This window comes from Roseateles depolymerans (assembly GCF_003387155.1).
In the GTDB taxonomy this organism is placed as follows: domain Bacteria; phylum Pseudomonadota; class Gammaproteobacteria; order Burkholderiales; family Burkholderiaceae_C; genus Roseateles; species Roseateles depolymerans.
Genome location: NZ_QUMT01000003.1, coordinates 741559 through 759584, shown reverse-complemented (window position 1 = coordinate 759584; position 18026 = coordinate 741559). Strand labels below are relative to the sequence as shown.

Here is an 18026-nt window from a genome sequence, read left to right as displayed (position 1 = left end):
CCCAGCCGTCGCTCAGCGCGACAGCGGCAGCGGATAGGTGGGCAGGCTCGCATGTCCCGCCTTGGACAGCGCCTGCACGCCGAAGATCAGGTTGTCCTTGGACAGCGGCAGGGTGACCCGCGTCGCCGTGCCGACATCCTTCGCGCCTTCCCACTGCTGGATGCCGCTGCGGCGCCACACCACGCGGTAGCCGGCCAGTTCCGGGTCCTGGCTGGCGGCCCACTGCAGCGTGGTGTCGTTGGTCAGCTCGCGTGCATCGATGCGGGCGTCCTTCACCGGGGACGGGGCCCAGGCCAGCGTCGCCAGACCGGCCAGGTTCACGCGGGCCACGTCGGCCACATAAGCGAAGTCCACGAACTCGGGCAGGTCGCCGTAGACCACGCCGCCGTCGGTGCGCAGGTCCTGGTGCTGGTGGCGGAAGTCCTCGAAAGGCTCGCTGAAACGCACGGCGGCATAGCCGCGCTCCAGGAAGGGCAGGTGGTCGCCGCCGCGCAGGTAGCGGTCGCGTCGCTCGATCAGGTCGATGCTGAAGCCGGGCAGGTAGCGTTCACCCTGGGCCTTCAGATGGCGGGCGAACTGCTGGGTCGGTAGATCGTCCCCACCGCCGGCCACGGCCAGCGGCTGCAGCTGCGCGCGGATGGCGGCATTGGTGTTGGTTTCGTCGTCGCCGGGCGTGCGGTTGCTGGTGGTGTTGAGCAGCTGGCGCAGCACGGGATCAAAGCCATCGGCAAACAGACGCAGGCGCTTGGGGTCATGCTGACCACTGTCGCCATGCGAGCTGCCAATGATGTCGTTGGTGATCATGCCCTCGACGTTCAGGTTGCGTGCCCGCGCGCGCCGGGCCCATTCCTGCGCGCCCAGCAGACCTTGCTCTTCTCCGGGCACGGCCATGAACACCAGCGTGGCATCGAACTTCTGGCGGGCCATGGCGCAGGCCATCTCCATCACGGCGGCGGTGCCGGAGGCGTCGTCATTGGCGCCCGGCGCTTCACCCTTGGCATCCATCACATCGCTGTTGCGCGAGTCGTAATGGCCGCTGACCACCAGCACCCGCTCGCGCGGCGTGCCGGCCGAGGCGCCGGGCAGGGTGGCCACCACATTGACCAGCTCGGTCGGCTGGCTGAGGCGACGACCGGCCGGCTCGATGAAGGCCTCCATCGTCACCTGCAGACGTCCGCCGGTGCGGGCACTGCAGTCCCGCAATTGCCGCTCGATCCAGCGACGGGCCGCGCCGATGCCGCGGGTGTCGCTCTGCGTTTCCGACGCGGTGTGGCGGGTGCCGAAGGCGGCGAGCGTGCGGATGGTCTTCTCGATGCGGGCGGGAGAGATCTCCGCCATCATCGGCGCCACGCGCGGATCCAGCGGGTCCGGTCCGTTGGGCTTGAAGCCGGTGGCGTTCTGGGCTTGGACCCCGCTGGAGAGCAGGGCCACGGTCAGGGCAGCGGCCGAAGCCAGGACATGAGTTCGCATGGACAAGGGGCGTTGGAGAAAAGGGGGAGCGTCGGGGGCGCGAGCCAGTCAGCAGGCCAGTGGTTCACTGGGCCCGCTGGCTTGCCGGTGGTCAGGCCAGATGCTGTTTCAGGAAGGCCAGCGTGCGCTCCCAGGCCTGCGTAGCGGCCTTTTCGTCATAGACCTCGGGCCGTGTGACGTTGGAGAAGGCGTGGTCGGCCTCATACACGTGGATCTCCGGATGCAGGCCGGCGGCGGTCATGCGCTGCTTCAGGTCCTGCACCTTCTCCGGCGTGCACCAGTCGTCGCGGGACGCGAAGTGGCCGAGGAAGGGCGTGTGGATCTTGGCCGGGTCCGCGAATTCGGCGGGCGGAATGCCGTAGTAGCAGACCGCAGCCGACACCGTCGGCACATGCACGGCAGCGGCGATGGTGAGCGCACCGCCCATGCAGTAGCCCATCACGCCGACCTTGGCCGCGCCCAGCTGGCGCAGGTGTTCCGCTGCGCCGCGCACGTCTTGGTGGGTGGCGTCGGCAAAGTCCAGGTTGTTCATCATGTGGCTGGCTTCGTCGGCATCCGCGGCAATGCGCCCGCGGTAAAGGTCCGGTGCCAGCGTCGTGATGCCTGCCGCTGCGAGACGGTCGGCAATGTCCTTGATGTGAGGCTTCAGGCCCCACCATTCCTGGATCAGCACCAGGCCCGGTGCACCCGCGCCGGCCGAGGCCAGCCAGGCCTGACTTGTTCCGCCATCCGGGCGGCTGAAATCAATCATCTGTCCCATGGGATCTCCATCGAGCTGTTATCGGTGAGGCGGACCTGTGTCCGTATCATTCCTCTCCACAACGGGCGCCCGCAGGGGCCCTATCCTGGAGGAGGAAGCGGTGAGTCTGCACGAGCAGTTGTACCAATACACGTCGCAGGGTGGTCTCGATGCGAGCAGCGCACGGCGCTTGTGGCAGCTCAGTGGTCAGGAGCAAGTCCCAAGCCGGCTGTGGACGCTGCTGCGGCTCGGGGCGATGATGCTGGCGGCCGGTCTGATGGGCTTCGGCGTGATGCTGTGGGTCGCCGCCAACTGGGACACCTTCACCCGCTTTGAGCGATTTGCCCTGTTGCAGGGCTGGGTGGTGCTGCCGGTTCTGGGGGCCTGGTTCAGTCAGGTCCCGCCTGCCCGGACGGATGTCCGCCCCGCCCTGAGCCTGCTGGCCTTCCTGACGCTGGGCGGGCTGCTGGCCTACTTCGGCCAGACCTACCAGACGGGCGCGGATGCCTGGACCCTGTTTGCGCTGTGGGCCGCGCTGTCCCTGCCGCTGTTGGCGGCGGTCTCTTCGGACCTGCTCTGGGCGCCGTGGCAGATCGTCACCAGCCTGGCCATCAGCCTGTGGAGCTACACCTACGGCGGGCATGACTGGTCCGTGGGGCCCGGCACGCTCCCGGTCCACGCCATCGCCCTGGGGCTGAGCCTGTTGCTCATCGCTGCGCTGTCGCTGCATGGACAGCGCAGCGGGCAGTGGTGGGCATGGCGGTTGTCGGTGCTCACCGCCAATACCCTGGCGCTGACCCTGGGCGTCATGAGCCTGTTTCGCAGCAACATCGCGCCGCAGTACGGGCTGGTCGTGGGCCTGTTTGCCCTGGCGCTGGCGCTGGGCTGGTGGCGCCGCCAGGTCCTTGTGATGAGCGTGGCCGCCCTGGGGCTGAATGTGCTGCTGATCGGCGGATGGGTGCATGGCCAGTCGCTGCGCAGTTTTGAAGAACTGTTCCTGGTGGCCGGGCTGGCCGCCCTGTTGCTGGCAGGCAGTGTGCAACTGATCATGCGCCGCACGCGCCGTCCGGAGGCCGTATGACGCAGTCCACGGCATGGCTGGCGCAGGCCCAGGCCGAAGGCGTATTGCCATCGTTGCCCCCACTGCCCCCCGCGCGGCCGTGGCCGGTGGTGGTCCTGTCTGCGGTGGCCGCCTGGATCACGGTGCTGCCACTGATGGCGGCGTTTGTGGCGCTCTTCGGATCGTCCTGGTGGAAAGGGCCGAGTGACTGGTTTGTGGGCCTGGCGTTGACCGCGCTGGGGCTGGTGCTGTTGCGAGGCCGGGGAAGGGCGGTCTTCCTGGAGCAAATGGGCCTGCCGCTGCTGCTGACGGGTCTGGTGAGCCTCGGGCATGCGCTGGACCGGCACCTGAGCCCACGCGAGCTGGAGGCGGTGCTCCTGGCGCTGGATGTCGTGTTGATGCTGCTGCTGCCGGTCAGCTGGCTGCGGCAGTTGCTGGGCGCGGCAGCGGCGGTTCTCACCATGGTGCTGATCGGCCCGGGGCGTCCTGCCGACGTGGGTATCTGGCCTGTGTGGCTGGAGGCGCATGCCGCGGCATTGGTGGGGGCGGTGCTGATGGCGCTGCAACAGCGGCTCGGCCGTCAGGCACCGGGCGCTCGCTGGGCGGCCGTGACGGAGCCCGCGCTGGGCGGCTGGTGGGTGATGGTGCTGGGGGCCTTGATGCTGAGCGCAGGCGCGAGTTTTCTTGTGAGCGGCGCGCTGGGAGGGGCGTTCTGGAGCCACTGGGGCAGCGGACGGTCGGCGCAAATCCTGCCGTGGCACGGCATGGACCTGGTCGTGCGCCTGGTGTCCGGGGGGCTGGTGCTTGCCGGCGCAGGGGCACTGATGCGCGCCTGGCGTCCGACGCAAGCCTGGCGGCTGGTGCCGCCTGCCGTCGTCCTGGCATTCGTGGCCCTTTATCTGCCATCGCTCGGCGCCTGCCTGGCCGTGCTGGCCTTGATGCTCATCACCCGTCGCTGGCGATTGGCCTTGCTGGCGGCCATTGCCGCGGTGTGGGTGCTGGGCAGCTTCTATTACAGCTGGGCGCTGCCTTTGCAGCAGAAGGCGCTGGTGATGGTCGGCGCGGGTGTCGTGCTGGTGGCCTGGGCCGCATGGGCAGCACCGGCGGCCCGTGAAGGGCAGGCACTGGTGGAGACAGCGGGCGCGCAACCCGCGCTGTCACCCGCTTCCGCCAGCACGCCGCTTCCTTCAGGCGGGGCTGCGATTAACGCCGGTGCCCAAGCGACGACACCCAAGGTGCACCCAGCCTCCCGCTGGGCCCGGCCGCTGCTGGGCAGCTTTGCCGTCCTGGTGCTGGTCACGGTCAACCTGCTGATTCTTCAGAAGGAAACGCTGATTCGCGAAGGCCGTCCCGTGTTCGTCCAACTGGCGCCGGTGGACCCCCGGTCCTTGATGCAGGGGGATTACATGCAGCTGGCCTACGCGCTGCCGGGCACCGACCGGTGGAGCCGCTCCGGCGTTCCGCTGTGGGGGGAGCGACGGCGGGTGGCCGTGCAGTTGGACGAACGCGGCATTGTGCGGTTGTCCAAAGTTCTTGCCGCCGGCGAAGCGGTCCCACCCGGGATGTTGCCGGTCGAACTCACCCCCGCCGACGGCGGGTGGACCTTGGTCAGCAATGCCTGGTATTTCAAGGAAGGCACTCAGGCCCGCTGGACACCGGCACGCTACGGCGAGTTCCGCCTGATGCCGGACGGGCGGGCTCTGCTGGTCAATCTGGTGGGGGAGGATCTGCGGCCGCTGTAAGGACTCAATGCCGGGGACTCAATGCCGGAGGCCTCATTGCTCAGGACTCAAGACCGAGGGATCCATGCCCAGCGTCCAATGCAGACGGCTCCATCCTGGGGCTCCTGCACGGCAGGTCCTTGGGCAGCATTCAGTCTCCGTGCAGCCCTTCCGGCTCCCCGCCGTCGATCAACAGATCAATGATTTCACGGGCGAAGGCGAGGGCTTCTTCAGCGGTGGCAAAGTAGTACTCCCCGCCCAGGTCGGCCACATCGCCTTCCGGGCCCACATGGACCACCGACCAGCCTTCCGCACCGCCTCCGATGGCGCACACGCCAAAGCTGCCCGGCGCGAGGTCGCGGGCCGAGCCGGCGGTGATGAAGATGTCTTTGTCCCGATGGGCGTAATAACGTTTGAGCACGAGGAGCTTTGATGAAGGCAATCTGGAACGGCGAAGTGATCGCCGAGAGCAATGACACCGTGGTGGTGGAAGGCAATCACTACTTCCCCGCCTCGTCCCTGAAGCGTGAGTTCACCACCTTCAGCAATCACCGCACCTCTTGCCCCTGGAAGGGCCAGGCGCACTACTTTAGCCTGCTGGTCAAGGGAGACATGAATCCGGACGCCGTCTGGTACTACCCGGAACCCAGCGAAGCCGCCGCGGAAATCAAGGACCGCGTTGCATTTTGGAAGGGCGTGCAGGTGGTCGAGTAAGCCCCACCGCCCAGCGGTGCTGCTCAGCTGTCCCGCGGCCACAGCACCCACATGCGCAGCGGCTGCTTCATGCGGCCCGCCTGCGCCTCGGCCTGATCGCCCCAGCCCCAGAAGAAGTCGGCCCGCACCGCACCGGTGATGGCCGCCCCGGTGTCCTGCGCCATCACCAGGCGGCGCAGCGGTGTGGGGGACAGGGGCTCCGTCGTATCCAGCCAGACCGGCGTGCCGTAGGGCACGCTGGCCTTGTCCACGGCAATGGATCGGCCTGGCGTCAATGGCACGCCCTGGCCCCCCTTGGGCCCCACGGCCGGGTCCAGCAGCGGTTCCTCCCGGAAAAACACATATCGCGGATTGGCCCACAGCGCATCCTTCACCCGCTGCGGATTGCGGCGCGCCCAGTCCTTGATCAGCGGCCAGGACGCTTCGCCCGGTCGCAATTCCCCTTGCGCCACCAGCCATTGCCCCACCGACCGGTAGGGCTGCTCGTTGTGCGCCGCAAAGGACAGCCGCACCCAGCGGCTGCTGCCGTCGGCCTCGGTCAGCCGCAGCCGGCCGCTGCCCTGGATCTGCATCACCAGCGCATCCAGCGGGTCCTGCACCCAGGCCAGGCTGAAGCGGTTGAGCCGGCTGCTGCTTTCGATTTGCTGGCGGGTGTCGTAGGGCTTGCGGGCCGCCAGGTCCTGCGGCGGCGCCAGCAGCGGTACCCGGAAATCACCGCCGGTCTGGCGGCGGGCTTCCAGCTGCGGCTCGTAGTAGCCGGTGGCCAGTCCGTTGGGATCCCCCTCCGGCGACTCCACCCGGTAAGGCTGCAGGCGTCTCATCAGCCAGGTGGTGATCACCCAGTCATCACTGGGCCGCAGCCGCAGGGCTTCGGCGCAGAAGGACGTCCAGCCGGGCATCGGACGCTCGCAACCGCGCAGCAGCGCCGGCCACCATTCCAGGGCCCGGTCCTGCCCCCAGCCGGGCAGTTCATCCCAGGCCGCCTCCACCCAGCGTGATCGCTCACGGGCGAGGGTCCGGCGCGGCGTGGCGTCCACATCGCCATTGAGCAGGCGTGCAGGGTCCACAGGCACGCGGGCTGCCGGCGAAGGTGGCACCGTGGAAGCGGGCGGCGGCGCGGCCGCGCCCGCTGACCGAGATCCCGCTGCCGGCACAGGAGGCGACGCAGCAGGGGATACGGAAGGCTTTGCGCCGGGTTCCCGCACGACCGGCGGTGCACCACAGGCGGCCAGCAGGCCTAGAATCGCCGCGACCGCTGTCAGGCGGCCGATGCGACCCGGGCCCACCTGGACGTTTCGAAGGACCTCAGAGCCCGGGCGAAGGAGACCGCAATACATCATGAGCGTGATTCTGCTGGAGGCGATGGGCGCGTTGGCGCTGCTGATCTTCATTGTCTGGTGGACGATGTTCGCCGGCCGCAAAGGGGGCGAACGCCCGGATGATTCCGAGCGGTGAGCGCCCTGTCATTGCCGGACTAACCCCTGGGCGGCAGGAAGAAGCTGAGCGGCCGGGACCAGATGCGGGCCCAGATGGCCGCGCGCACCCGTCGGCGATCGGCCAGCTTGATGCCGCGTGACCGCAGCGCCACCCGGAAGGCGAGCGTGAAGCTGACCCCCACGTTGAGCAGCCCGGTGCCCAGGATGCCGATGACGCAGGACCAGAAGGGCCAGTGCTTGACCACGTCGGTGCCCAGCGCGCCGGCCGCCGCTGCCAGCTGGCCGGTGGACAAGGTCACGTGACGCGCTTCCAGCGGCACCCCGAAGAATCCCAGCAGCGCCGGCACCAGCCCCAGCATCAGGCCCAGGCTGATGTTGGCGGTGAGGCCGGAGATGTTCTCCCGCCACCACTGCGCCCAGCGCTTGGCCCGGTTGCTGCCCACCAGCGCGACGATGCGCGGATTCCAGGCGATGGCGCTGTCCAGCCGGAAGAAGACGAACCAGTTCTCCACCCAGCCCGCGATCAGGCTGGAGAGGAACAGCAGCACCCCGGTACAGGCGGCAAACACCAGGGTCGGCCCCAGCACGGTGAGGCTGTGCAGGACATGGTCGGCTTCCTTCGCATCCACCAGCGGCCGGCCAAAGACCAGCAGCGCCAGCAGCTGCACACTCAGCACCATCGGCGCGGCCAGTGCCAGGTTGCCGATGATGCCGGCGGTCTGCGACCGGAAGAGGTGGGCCACCTCATCCACGAAGCTCTGCAGGCCTGCATCGCTGTCGATATGGCGCAGCTTCTCGGCCAGGGCTGGGGCGGTCATGGCCGGCTGCTTGGTGGCCACCGTCCAGTGCAGCAGGTGGATGATCACGAAGCTCAGGGCGTAGTTCACCCCCGCCCAGAAGCCGCCCCAGAATGCCGACAGGCCCACCGCCATGATGGCGAACTTGGCAAAGGTGGTCCCCGCGATCACCACGCCGCCGCCGCCGGCGCGGCGCAGCATGTCCCCGTATTCCTCGCGGTTGCGGGTGATGTAGTGCTCCCCGGTCTCCGCGCTGCGCTCGGCCACCTTGCGGGCCAGCAGCGAATAGTGGCGACCGAACAGCGTGCGGATGCTGCGGCGCTCATGCACCACCTGCACCAGGTTGGACACCAGGCGCAGCAGCTCGCGACGCGGATGGGCGGCCAGCAGGCAGTCCAGCAGTTCCTCGATGCGACGCAGCCGCGCCTGCATCTGCTCCACGCCGAACATCAGGTCCACCGAGACGCCGTGTTCCTCCAGATGGTCCGGCACCGAGGCGACCGCCGCGCGGCACTCATCCATCAGCGCCCGCAGATATTGCAACTGGGCGGGCAGGTGGGTCGGGTCTCCATCTTCCAGTGAATGCTCCACCCGTTCCCAGGCCGTGGCCAGGTTCCGGAACGGACGGCTGACGAGCCGCTTGGGATCCATGCGCACTCGCAGCGCACCCGACAGGCCCGCCGACCGCACCGCGCTCACCAGCACGGTGATGGCGCTGCGCATCTCCTCGCGCCAGTCGCCCTCCGGGGCCCCGGCGAACAGCAGGCTCAGCCGCTCGAGCAGCTCGTCGTCGATCGCGTTGATCCAGTCGGCATCGCGCTCGTCATGGAACAGCAGCTCAAACAGCTCGGCCAGGTCGCGCGTGTCGGCTGTCATCGGCAGCAGGCGGCGGCGCAGGCGACCCAGGAACTCGCCCCACAGCGCCATGCGCGGCGCGAAGCCCACTTCGGCGAAGAGGCTGATGGCGTCGGTCTCGGCCCAGACGCTGGCCATCACCCCGGCGAAGGCCTGGGCATGGTCCGGATGGCGTTCCAGCAGGGTGAGGAGATGCCGCAGGCGCCGCACGGGCAGGGGCGTGGTGTCCGAAGCGGCGGCGGGCTGAGCACCGGCCCGCACGTCCTTGATCGGCGCGCGGCGCAGCCAGTCCACGAGCCGGACCAGCCAGAGATTGCGTTCAGCCAGCGGCGCCTGTGGATGGGCTGCATTGAGCAGCGCCGTGAGGTCCCAACCGCGCAGTTTCAGCATCAGTGCAGCGAGCCGGCCTCGGCCAGCAGGAATTCGGGCACGTCGGCATAGAAGACGTCCGCGGTGTCGGTGACGCACAGATAGCGGCCGCTCATGCTGCCTTGCTTGGTGGCGATCTGCGCCCAGGAGCTGTACTGAAAGCGTTCGCCGGGCTGCAGCAGCGGCTGATGGCCGACGACTGCCAGGCCGTGGACTTCCTGCTCGTGGCCGTTGGCATCGGTGATGGTCCAGTGCCGGCCGATCAGCTGGGCGGCGACATCGCCGCGGTTCTCGATGGTGATGGTGTAGCTGAAGGCGTACTGGCCGCGATCAGGGAAGGTCTGCTCGGCCAGCGGTTCAACGACGACGGTGCAGTGAAAGTGCGGATGTGCCATTGGATCGATTCTAGGGTGGGCTTGGTTTATGCTGGCCCCCACAAGACTGCAGATCTTATGGAGACACCTCAGGGTTCGGCCGATGTGACGTTCCCCCACCGTGTGTCGCGGCGTGGGCTGCTGTCCTGGTTGGCCTGGGTCCCTGGGCTGGGCGGTGCCGGCCTGGCGTTCGCCGCAGCCCCGGCCGAGCCCGCGTCACCTGCGTCGGCGACACCTGTTTCGACGTCCTCTGCAGCAATGTCCTCTGCATCGGCCTTCGGGACCAGCCTGCCGCCGCTGACCCTGCGCACGGCGGCCCAGAGCGGGTCTCCCCTCAAGTTTGCGCCTGGCGACCCGCAACATCCAGGTTTATGTGCCGAGGTGGCCATGGCGCTGCAGCAGGCCGATCCGCAGCTGCATCTCTCGGGCCTGGACCGGCTGGTGCCGCTGCGGCGGCTCGAGCTCATGCTGGCCACGAACGAACTGGACATCTTCCTGTGCATGCTGCCTTCGGAGCGTCGCCGGGAAATGATGCGCTTCCTGCCCACGCCGCTCTACCGCGTGCGTCACGTGCTGCTGGTGCGGGCGGGCACGCCGGCTCCCATGTCCTGGACCGCGCTGCGAGCCTTTGCCCGGCGCAAGCCGGTGTTGCTGGTGCAGGGCAGCCAGCTGGCGGTGTCGCTGCAGCAGGCGGATGTGAATCATGTGGAGGCTGCCAAGTCGGAGGTGGACGCGGTGAACCTGCTGCTGCGGGAGCGCGCCGATGCCGTCTACGGACAGGACATGGCCTTGCGGCATGCCTTGCGCATTGCTGGCATCGACGAGCGCTTGGTCGAATTCGGCCCGTTTGCTTTCGACGAACAACCGCAGCTCGTGGCGGTGTCCCGCCGCCTGCCTCAGGCGGTGGTGGACCGACTGGCCGAGAGGTTGCGCCACCTGCAAACGAGCGGGGAACTCGCCCGCATCGTGGATCGTTACCGCTAGCGGGCGCGCGCCATGGCCCTGGACTGCACCGGCTGGGACCGGCCTTTCTACAATCACGGACTTTCCCGTGCCACGCCGCCTGCGGCTCCTTCGTCATGACGCCTCCCACCCATCGCATCGCCCCCAGCATCCTTTCCGCCGATTTCGCCAACCTGGGCGCGGAAGTCCGGCAGGTCCTGGCTGCTGGCGCGGACTGGATTCATTTCGACGTGATGGACAACCATTACGTGCCCAACCTGACCTTCGGCCCGATGGTCTGCGAAGCGCTGAAGAAGCATGCGGTCAAGCCGGACGGCACGCCTGCCCCGATCGATGTGCACCTGATGGTGCAGCCGGTGGATGCCCTGGCCCAGGCCTTCTGCCGGGCCGGCGCGGACCTGGTGAGCTTCCACCCGGAAGCCAGCCAGCACGTGGACCGCACCCTGCAACTGATCAAGGGCGAGGGCGCCAAGGCGGGCCTGGTCTTCAACCCTGGCACGCCACTGGACGTGCTGGAGTGGGTGATCGACAAGGTCGATCTGGTGCTGATCATGAGCGTCAACCCTGGCTTCGGCGGCCAAAGCTTCATCCCTTCCGCACTGAAGAAGCTGCAGCAAGCCAAGGCCATGATTCTGGCCAGCGGCCGCGACATCCGCCTGGAGATCGACGGCGGCGTGAAGGTGGACAACATCCGCGAAATCGCTGACGCGGGCGCGGACACCTTCGTTGCGGGCTCCGCCATCTTCGGCAAGCCGGACTACAAGGCTGTCATCGACGCCATGCGCGCCGAGCTGGCACGCTGAGCGGACTCGACGACCAGGCCCACCCGCACACCAGCCCGCCACTCGCACGTGACCCGTCTCCTCATCGTCTGCGCAGCCAATCTGTGCCGCTCTCCCATGGCCGAGGCTGTGCTGCGGGACCATGCGACGCGACTGGGCCTGACGCAGGTGGCATCGGCTGGCGTCTGGGCCTCGTCGCGCCGACAGGAGGCGGACAAGCGTGCGCTGCAGGCGCTGCACGCCCGCAGCTACGGACTGGACCGCCGCTGGAGATCAAGGCGCGTGCGCCCCGAAGACTTCGACGAATTCGACCTGCTGCTGGCCATGGACCGTGAGGTGCTACGTGGCCTGGAGTCGGTTCGTCCTGCCCGCTCGCCCGCCCACCTAGCGCTGTTTCTGCAGGGCATGACGGGCCTGGGCCGAGACGAAGTGCCCGATCCTTACTTTGGCACGGCCGAGGGTTTCGAGCGTGTACTGGACCTGATCGAGGCCCGGACGCAGGCCTGGCCGGCGCCTGCGGCGCTGATGCGCCACTTCACTTCGGACTAGCAGGGGCCCACGTCTGCGTCCCGCAGAGCCCACCGCCGTCTCGGATGTTGTGAGGTCCAGCCGCTGACGGCCTCGCGCGAGAGGGCGTGCGCCGCACCCAGACGACCAGGCTTTTCAAGAGGCATGTTGCGACGATTAGCGCCGTGCCTCGTGGCCACGCTGGATGCCGGAAGGGGCAGGGGCGGGTGCCTTTTGCGGAAGTAAAAGGGGGAGCCCCGAAAGGGGCGGAGGACATGAAGCAAAAGGTGCCTGCCCCTGCGCCTTCCAGCGCAGTCAGCCAAAACCTTGCCCCTTCCAGCACAGTCACCCGATCCCTACGCCCCCCAGCGGCGCAGTGAGCTGACAGCCACCGCGCCTCGATCCCCTTGCGGCCTCGATGCCGAACGTCAGTCCGCTTGCCCCGGCAAAGGATGCGCAGGCGCGACCGGATGTTCCGTCAACCGCGTCGGCGCCACTTCCCGCGTATCCGGCCCGGTCCCGCTGAAGCGGTCCAGTGCCAGATAGATGACGGGCGTGATGTAGAGCGTCACCGCCTGCGACAGGATCAGCCCGCCGACCACTGCCAGGCCCAGCGGCTGACGCAATTCCGCCCCTGCCCCCAGCCCCAGCGCAATCGGCAACGCACCCATCAGCGCGGCCAACGTGGTCATCATGATCGGCCGGAAGCGCAGAATGCAGGCCTCTCGGATCGCCTCGGCCGGCGACATCCCGCCGTTACGCTGCGCATCCAGCGCGAAGTCGATCATCATGATCGCGTTCTTCTTCACGATGCCCACCAGCATCAGGATGCCGATGGTGGCGATCACCGTCAGCTCCATGCCGGCCAACTCCAGCGTGATCAGCGCCCCCACCGCGGCCGACGGCAGGCCTGCCAGGATGGTGATCGGATGGATGTAGCTCTCATACAGCACGCCCAGCAGCACATAAATGACGGCCACCGCCAGCACGATCAGCATCAACTGCCCGCCCTGCGAGTCCTTGAACACAGCCGCATCCCCGCCATAACTGGTGATGATGGTCGGCGGCAGACCGATCTCCTGCGCATAGCCATCCACCTTGCCGGTCGCCTGCCCCAGCGGCACGTCCGGCGCCAGGTTGAAGCTGAGCGTCACCGCCTGCAACTGCCCCTGATGGTTCACCGCCGTCGGCCCCAACTCCCGCTTCACGCTCGCGAAGGCCGTCAATGGCACCATCGTGTCGTTCTTGCCGCGCAGATAAATCCTGCTGAACGCGTCTTCACTCAACCGATCCCCATCGGTCGCTTCCATGATCACCTGATAGGTATTGCTCTCCGCATAAATGCTGGACACCTGACGCTCGCCAAAAGCGCTGTAGAGCGCATTGCGCAGATCCTGCATCTGCACGCCCAGCAGCGTCGCGCGTTCCCGATCGATGACCAGATTCGCCTGCAGCCCGCGCAACTGCGAATCGCTCGTCACATCCCGAAAGATCGGATCCGCCTTGAGCTTGCCCTGCAGCTTCTCCGCCCAACTGTTGAGCTCCCCCGCGCTGACCGACTGCAGCGTGAACTGATAGCGGCTCTTGGACTGCCGCCCCCCCAGCTGCAAGTTCTGCACCGGCCGCAGATACACGGCGATGCCGGGCACGGCCCGCAGGTCCTTGCGCAGCGACTCCAGCACCTGCGGCATCGCCGGCCGTTCCCCGCGCGGCTTGAGGTTGATGAACAGACGCCCGGTGTTGACCTGACCGCCCCCACCCCCGCCACCCACCGCGGCGGACACACTGGCCACCGCCGGATTGTTCTTGACGATCTCCGCCACCCGCTCCTGCATCACCGTCATGGCCGCGAAGGAAATGTCTTCCGACGCTTCGGTGCTTGCCTGGATCTGCCCAATGTCTTCCTCGGGGAAAAAGCCTTTGGGAATCGCGATGTAGAGCCAGGCGCTGGCGATGAAGCTCAACACCGCCACGCCCCCGACCATTATCCGATGGGCCAGCGCCCAGTCCAGCGTGCGGGTGTAGAAGTTCACCAGACGGGTAAAGCCTGCTTCGAACACGCGGCCCAGCGCGTTTTCCTTCGCCTCATGGTGATGCTTCAGAAAGCGGCTGCACAGCATCGGCACCAGGGTCAGCGACACCACCGCCGACACCAGAATGGCCAGCGACACCACCACCGCGAACTCATGGAACAGCAGCCCGATCACCCCCGGCATAAAGAAGATCGGAATCAACACCGCCACCAGCGAAATCGAGATGGACAGGATGGTGAAGGACATCTCCCGCGCCCCGCGGATGGCGGCGTCGAACGGCGCCATGCCGTCCTCCACATGCCGCACGATGTTCTCCAGCATCACGATGGCATCGTCCACCACCAGCCCCACCGCCAGCGTGATGCCCAGCAGCGAAATGTTGTCCAGGCTGTAGCCCAGCGCGTAGAGCAGCGTCAGCGCCCCGATCAGCGAGATGGGCAGCGACAGCGTCGGGATGAGCGTGGCCACCATCCGCCGCAGGAACAGGAAGATGACCATCACCACCAGCACCACGGTCAGCGCCAGCGTGAAATACACATCATGCAGCGACTCGCGGATCGACACCGACCGGTCGTTGAGCGTGCTCATCTTGACCGAGGCCGGCAGCTGCGCGGCAAAGCGCGGCAGCATGTCCTTGACCGCGTCCACCACCTTCACCGTGTTGGCATCCGGCTGCCGCTGCACCGCCAGGACGATGGAGCGCTCGCCGTTGAAGTTGGAGAAGGACTTGACCGTCTCGAAGCTGTCCTGCACGTCGGCCACGTCCCGCAGGAAGACCGGCGCGCCATTGCGCGTGGCCACCACGATGCCGCCGAAGGCCTGCGCGTCGCGCAGCTGCTTGTTGGCCTGGATGGTCAGGGTCTGGCGCGAGCCGTCCAGCGTGCCGACCGGCGTGTTGGCATTGGCCCCGCGAATGGCGGCCTGCAGCTCGTCCAGGGTGATGTTGCGCTGCTGCAGCAGCTCGTTGCGGGCCTTGATGCGCACTGCATAACGCTTCTGGCCGTAGATCGACACCTGCGCCACGCCGTCGATGGTGGACAGGCTGGGCGTGATCAGGTTCTCCGCATAGTCATTGAGCTCGGAGAGGTTGATCGACGGCGAGGTCAGCGCCACCAGCAGCACCGGCGCATCCGCGGGATTCACCTTACGGTAGGACGGCGGTGTCGTCATCTCGGTGGGCAGCGAGCGCAGCGCGCGGAACAGCGCGGCCTGCACGTCCACCGCCGCTGCGTCGATGTCCCGGGAGGGATCGAACTCCAGCGTCAGCGAGCTGTTGCCCAGGGTGTTGGTCGAGGAGATGGTGGTGATGCCGGCGATGGTGGAGAACTGCTTCTCCAGCGGCAGCGCCACCGACGAGGCCATCGTGTCCGGGCTGGCCCCGGCCAGTGTGGCCTGCACGTTGATGATGGGCGTGTTGAAGCTGGGCAGCGCGGCCACCGGAATGCGGCTCCAGGCGGCCAGGCCGCCGATGACCAGCGCGATGTTCAGCAGCACCGTCATGACGGGCCGCCGGATGAACAATTCGGTGAGGTTCATGCCGGACCTTTCATTCGCCGCTGGCGTCGGTCTTGCCGGCGCCGGAGGCTGCGGCCACTCGGGTGGCGGCAGCTTCGGAGGCTTGCGCCTGCTGGCGAGCGGCGGCGGCCGGGTCGACCGCCGCCGGCTGGGTGCGCACCTGCACGCCAGGGCGCAGGTTCTGCTTGCCGTCCAGCACCACGGTCGCGCCCGGCTCCACGCCGTCCACCACCGCCATCTCGCCGAAGACATAACGCAGGCGCACCGTCTTGAGCTGGGCCGTCTTGTCCGGACCCACCACATACACCTGGCGATCGGTGCCGCGCAGGATCACCGCCGCCTGCGGAATCACCACCGCGTTCTTGATGGTGCGCAGCAGCATGCGCACCCGCAGGTACTGGCCGGGCCAGAGCTTTTGCTGCTTGTTCTCGAACTCCGCCTTGAGCTTGATGGTGCCGGTGCTGGCGTCCACCAGGTTGTCCACGAAGATCAGCTTGCCGCGGGCCACCGGTTCCGTCTTGGCAGTGGTCTTGCCGGCGTCGATGCCGGCCTGCATGACCAGCACTTCCGGCGGTGTGGGACGGGCGCCATCAGCGCCAGGGCGCATGGCTTCCAGCACCGGGGCAAGCTCGGTCTCCGGCAGGTTGAAGGTGATGCCGACCGGGTCGATCTGCACGATGTTCACCAGCGGCGTGCCGGTGGCGCTGGCCTGCACCAGGCTGCCCGGCCAGACATTGACGGCACCAGCGCGGCCGCTGAAGGGAGCGCGGATCTCGTTGTAGCTCAGGGCGACCTGGGCCGACTGCACGGCCGCTTCATCGGCGGTGACCAGGCTGCGGCCGCCTTCCAGGTTGGCCAGGGCGGTGTCCAGCGCACTCTGCGAGACAAACTTCTGGTCCACCAATTCCTTGGCGCGGTTGTATTGGCGCTGCAGGTCCGCCAGGGCGGCCTTGTCGCGCGCCAGCTGCGCGCGGGCCTTGTCCAGATTGGCGCGGTCGGCCCGGCCGTCAAAGCGGAACAGCAACTGGCCCTTGGTCACCGACTGGCCGTCCTTCACCAGCACGTCCTGCACGGTGCTGGTGGTCTGGGGCCGGATGTCGACCTGGTTCAGCGCGGCCACCGTGCCGCTGGCTTCCACCACCACCGGCACATCCTGCTGGCGGGCCGTCACCACGCCCACCGTCTGCACACCGCCAGCGCCCGAGGCCCGAGCGCCGGGCGCCGCTGCCGACCCCTGACCGGCTTGCGCCTGCGCTGTCTGCGAGCCGCGGGATTTCCACCACCACGCGCCGCCGGCGAGCAGCAGAACGATGATCAGCGACAGGACAACAGGCTTGCGGCGCATGCTTAGACTTTCTCCAACGACGGCTGGCAGGGCGCGAAAGCTTAGGGCAGCGTTTGCTGACCATTGTTTCGGGTCCGTTAATGACCGGATTGTCCCGGCGAACCTGTGCGATTGGAGCGAGGCACTGTCCGCCAGCGGGAAGTTTTCGCAGGCGCGGGGGTGCCGGACGTCATGATGCTGCGGCTTGTCCGAAGGGGCTTGAAGGTCTTTCCGTCCAGGGCAGGCGGCGCGCCTCCCTGTCACGGAGGTGTCATGAAGCGCGAGTGACGCGCAGGCCCGCGACGTGCAGGCCCGTGATGTTCAGGCCAGTGATGCGCAGACCAGCGAGGGGAGGGCGAATGACGCGGAGCGCGCCGGCGATCAGCGCTGCTGCGCCAGCGCCACCGCGAGTGCCGCGCCGACCTTGGCGTTGTGCTTGACCAGCGCGATGTTGGTGGCCAGGCTCGCGCCGCCGCTCAGGTCCTTGATGCGGGCCAGCAGGTAGGGCGTCACCGCCTTGCCACTGATGCCACCGGCCTGCGCTTCGGCCAGGGCCTGTTCGATGAAACCCTGGATGCGCACGGCCGGCATCTCGTCCGAGTGCGGCACGGGGTTACTGATCACCACGCCACCGCTCAGACCCAGGGCCCACTTGGTGCGCAGGAAAGCCGCCTGCTGCACAGCAGCATCGATGCGGAAGTCCGCCTTCAGCCCGCTGTCCCGCGTGTAGAAGGCGGCGAAGTTGTCCTGCCCGACCGACACCACCGGCACGCCATGCGTTTCCAGGTATTCCAGCGTCAGCGGCAGATCCAGGATGCTCTTGGCCCCGGCGCACACGACCGCCACCGGGGTGCGGGCCAGTTCCTGCAGGTCGGCAGAGATGTCGAAGGACGTCTCGGCGCCGCGATGCACGCCACCGATGCCGCCGGTGACGAACACTTCGATGCCGGCCAGGTGGGCACAGATCATGGTGGCGGCCACGGTGGTGGCGCCGATGCGTCCGGCGCTCAGGGCGTAGGGCAGGTCCCGGCGGCTGAGCTTCATCGCCTCGGGCGAGCGACCCAGCAGTTCCAGCTGGGCGTCGTCCAGGCCAATGCGGATGCGTCCGTCCAGCACGGCGATGGTGGCGGGCACGGCGCCATGGTCGCGGATGATGGCTTCCACCTCGCGCGCCGTCTGCACGTTCTGGGGATAGGGCATGCCATGCGAAATGATGGTGGACTCCAGCGCCACGATCGGACGGCCGGCCTCCCGCGCGGCGGCCACCTCGGGAGAGAAGGCGACCAGGGACTGGGCGTCGGGGCGGGTCAGGGGCGTGGAGGCAGTCATGAGGGGCTTTCGTTCAATCGACAAAGGGTCGGGGGGCA

Annotated in this window: 15 protein-coding genes; 6 read left to right on the top strand and 9 right to left on the bottom strand. The window is 67.8% G+C overall.

Annotation, left to right across the window (positions count from 1 at the left end; genetic code table 11):
• Window positions 1-12: 12 nt before the first annotated feature.
• Both DES44_RS17280 and DES44_RS17275 read right to left on the bottom strand, forming a co-directional pair.
• Window positions 13-1470: a M28 family metallopeptidase gene (locus DES44_RS17280; protein WP_083525263.1), complete on the bottom strand. Its 1458-nt coding sequence runs from the start codon at window positions 1468-1470 to the stop codon at window positions 13-15.
• A gap of 91 nt (window positions 1471-1561) precedes the next feature.
• Window positions 1562-2230 (bottom strand): dienelactone hydrolase family protein, encoded by a 669-nt coding sequence (locus DES44_RS17275; RefSeq protein WP_058933550.1) that lies wholly within the window; start codon window positions 2228-2230, stop codon window positions 1562-1564.
• Window positions 2231-2330: 100 nt separating this feature from the next.
• On the opposite strand from DES44_RS17275, the gene DES44_RS17270 reads away from it, so the two are divergent.
• Both DES44_RS17270 and DES44_RS17265 read left to right on the top strand, forming a co-directional pair.
• Window positions 2331-3290 (top strand): DUF2157 domain-containing protein, encoded by a 960-nt coding sequence (locus DES44_RS17270; protein ID WP_058933551.1) that lies wholly within the window; start codon window positions 2331-2333, stop codon window positions 3288-3290.
• Window positions 3287-5011: a GDYXXLXY domain-containing protein gene (locus DES44_RS17265; RefSeq protein WP_058933552.1), complete on the top strand. Its 1725-nt coding sequence runs from the start codon at window positions 3287-3289 to the stop codon at window positions 5009-5011. The genes DES44_RS17270 and DES44_RS17265 overlap by 4 nt, the downstream gene beginning before the upstream one ends.
• 130 nt (window positions 5012-5141) lie before the next feature.
• Here the strand turns inward: DES44_RS17265 and DES44_RS17260 are convergent, their stop codons facing one another.
• On the bottom strand, window positions 5142-5411 hold the full coding sequence (locus DES44_RS17260; RefSeq protein WP_058933553.1) for a hypothetical protein: 270 nt from the start codon (window positions 5409-5411) through the stop codon (window positions 5142-5144).
• Window positions 5412-5422: 11 nt separating this feature from the next.
• Here DES44_RS17260 and DES44_RS17255 point away from each other — a divergent pair, with 11 nt between their 5' ends.
• Window positions 5423-5704 (top strand): DUF427 domain-containing protein, encoded by a 282-nt coding sequence (locus DES44_RS17255; RefSeq protein WP_058933554.1) that lies wholly within the window; start codon window positions 5423-5425, stop codon window positions 5702-5704.
• A gap of 23 nt (window positions 5705-5727) precedes the next feature.
• Here the strand turns inward: DES44_RS17255 and mltA are convergent, their stop codons facing one another.
• The 3 genes from mltA to apaG all read right to left on the bottom strand — a co-directional run bounded on the left by mltA (window position 5728) and on the right by apaG (window position 9556).
• Window positions 5728-6777 (bottom strand): murein transglycosylase A, encoded by a 1050-nt coding sequence (gene mltA / locus DES44_RS17250; RefSeq protein WP_310732372.1) that lies wholly within the window; start codon window positions 6775-6777, stop codon window positions 5728-5730.
• Window positions 6778-7178: 401 nt separating this feature from the next.
• Entirely contained in the window at window positions 7179-9182 is a 2004-nt protein-coding gene (gene tlpB, locus DES44_RS17245; RefSeq protein ID WP_058933556.1) for a transporter-like protein TlpB, read from the bottom strand.
• The gene (gene apaG / locus DES44_RS17240; protein ID WP_058933557.1) at window positions 9182-9556 is read right to left on the bottom strand and encodes a Co2+/Mg2+ efflux facilitator ApaG/CorD; all 375 of its coding nucleotides are present in this window, start codon (window positions 9554-9556) and stop codon (window positions 9182-9184) included. Before apaG ends, tlpB begins: the two co-directional genes overlap by 1 nt.
• Before the next feature lie 57 nt (window positions 9557-9613).
• Between apaG and DES44_RS17235 the strand changes: the two genes are divergently transcribed.
• The 3 genes from DES44_RS17235 to DES44_RS17225 all read left to right on the top strand — a co-directional run bounded on the left by DES44_RS17235 (window position 9614) and on the right by DES44_RS17225 (window position 11829).
• Window positions 9614-10519, top strand: a complete 906-nt coding sequence (locus DES44_RS17235; RefSeq protein ID WP_170156689.1) for a substrate-binding periplasmic protein — start codon at window positions 9614-9616, stop codon at window positions 10517-10519.
• 95 nt (window positions 10520-10614) lie between these two features.
• On the top strand, window positions 10615-11301 hold the full coding sequence (rpe, locus tag DES44_RS17230; protein ID WP_058933559.1) for a ribulose-phosphate 3-epimerase: 687 nt from the start codon (window positions 10615-10617) through the stop codon (window positions 11299-11301).
• 48 nt (window positions 11302-11349) lie between these two features.
• On the top strand, window positions 11350-11829 hold the full coding sequence (locus DES44_RS17225; RefSeq protein WP_198164886.1) for an arsenate reductase/protein-tyrosine-phosphatase family protein: 480 nt from the start codon (window positions 11350-11352) through the stop codon (window positions 11827-11829).
• A gap of 386 nt (window positions 11830-12215) precedes the next feature.
• Here the strand turns inward: DES44_RS17225 and DES44_RS17220 are convergent, their stop codons facing one another.
• The 3 genes from DES44_RS17220 to DES44_RS17210 all read right to left on the bottom strand — a co-directional run bounded on the left by DES44_RS17220 (window position 12216) and on the right by DES44_RS17210 (window position 17988).
• Window positions 12216-15356 carry an efflux RND transporter permease subunit gene (locus DES44_RS17220; RefSeq protein ID WP_083525266.1) on the bottom strand — a complete coding sequence of 1047 codons (3141 nt, stop codon included), beginning with the start codon at window positions 15354-15356 and terminating at the stop codon, window positions 12216-12218.
• Window positions 15357-15366: 10 nt separating this feature from the next.
• A complete protein-coding gene (locus DES44_RS17215; protein WP_058933561.1) occupies window positions 15367-16680 on the bottom strand; it encodes an efflux RND transporter periplasmic adaptor subunit in 1314 nt (437 codons plus the stop codon).
• A gap of 360 nt (window positions 16681-17040) precedes the next feature.
• Window positions 17041-17988: a pseudouridine-5'-phosphate glycosidase gene (locus DES44_RS17210; RefSeq protein ID WP_058933562.1), complete on the bottom strand. Its 948-nt coding sequence runs from the start codon at window positions 17986-17988 to the stop codon at window positions 17041-17043.
• Window positions 17989-18026 lie beyond the last annotated feature (38 nt).

What these genes read in the sequence shown, in the direction of transcription:
- DES44_RS17275 (WP_058933550.1), bottom strand. Translation starts at nt 2,230, where the DNA reads ATGGGACAGATGATTGATTTCAGCCGCCCGGATGGCGGAACAAGTCAG.
- tlpB (WP_058933556.1), bottom strand. Translation starts at nt 9,182, where the DNA reads ATGCTGAAACTGCGCGGTTGGGACCTCACGGCGCTGCTCAATGCAGCC.
- DES44_RS17235 (WP_170156689.1), top strand. Translation starts at nt 9,614, where the DNA reads ATGGAGACACCTCAGGGTTCGGCCGATGTGACGTTCCCCCACCGTGTG.
- DES44_RS17215 (WP_058933561.1), bottom strand. Translation starts at nt 16,680, where the DNA reads ATGCGCCGCAAGCCTGTTGTCCTGTCGCTGATCATCGTTCTGCTGCTC.
- rpe (WP_058933559.1), top strand. Translation starts at nt 10,615, where the DNA reads ATGACGCCTCCCACCCATCGCATCGCCCCCAGCATCCTTTCCGCCGAT.
- DES44_RS17265 (WP_058933552.1), top strand. Translation starts at nt 3,287, where the DNA reads ATGACGCAGTCCACGGCATGGCTGGCGCAGGCCCAGGCCGAAGGCGTA.
- DES44_RS17280 (WP_083525263.1), bottom strand. Translation starts at nt 1,470, where the DNA reads ATGCGAACTCATGTCCTGGCTTCGGCCGCTGCCCTGACCGTGGCCCTG.
- DES44_RS17220 (WP_083525266.1), bottom strand. Translation starts at nt 15,356, where the DNA reads ATGAACCTCACCGAATTGTTCATCCGGCGGCCCGTCATGACGGTGCTG.
- apaG (WP_058933557.1), bottom strand. Translation starts at nt 9,556, where the DNA reads ATGGCACATCCGCACTTTCACTGCACCGTCGTCGTTGAACCGCTGGCC.
- DES44_RS17255 (WP_058933554.1), top strand. Translation starts at nt 5,423, where the DNA reads ATGAAGGCAATCTGGAACGGCGAAGTGATCGCCGAGAGCAATGACACC.
- DES44_RS17210 (WP_058933562.1), bottom strand. Translation starts at nt 17,988, where the DNA reads ATGACTGCCTCCACGCCCCTGACCCGCCCCGACGCCCAGTCCCTGGTC.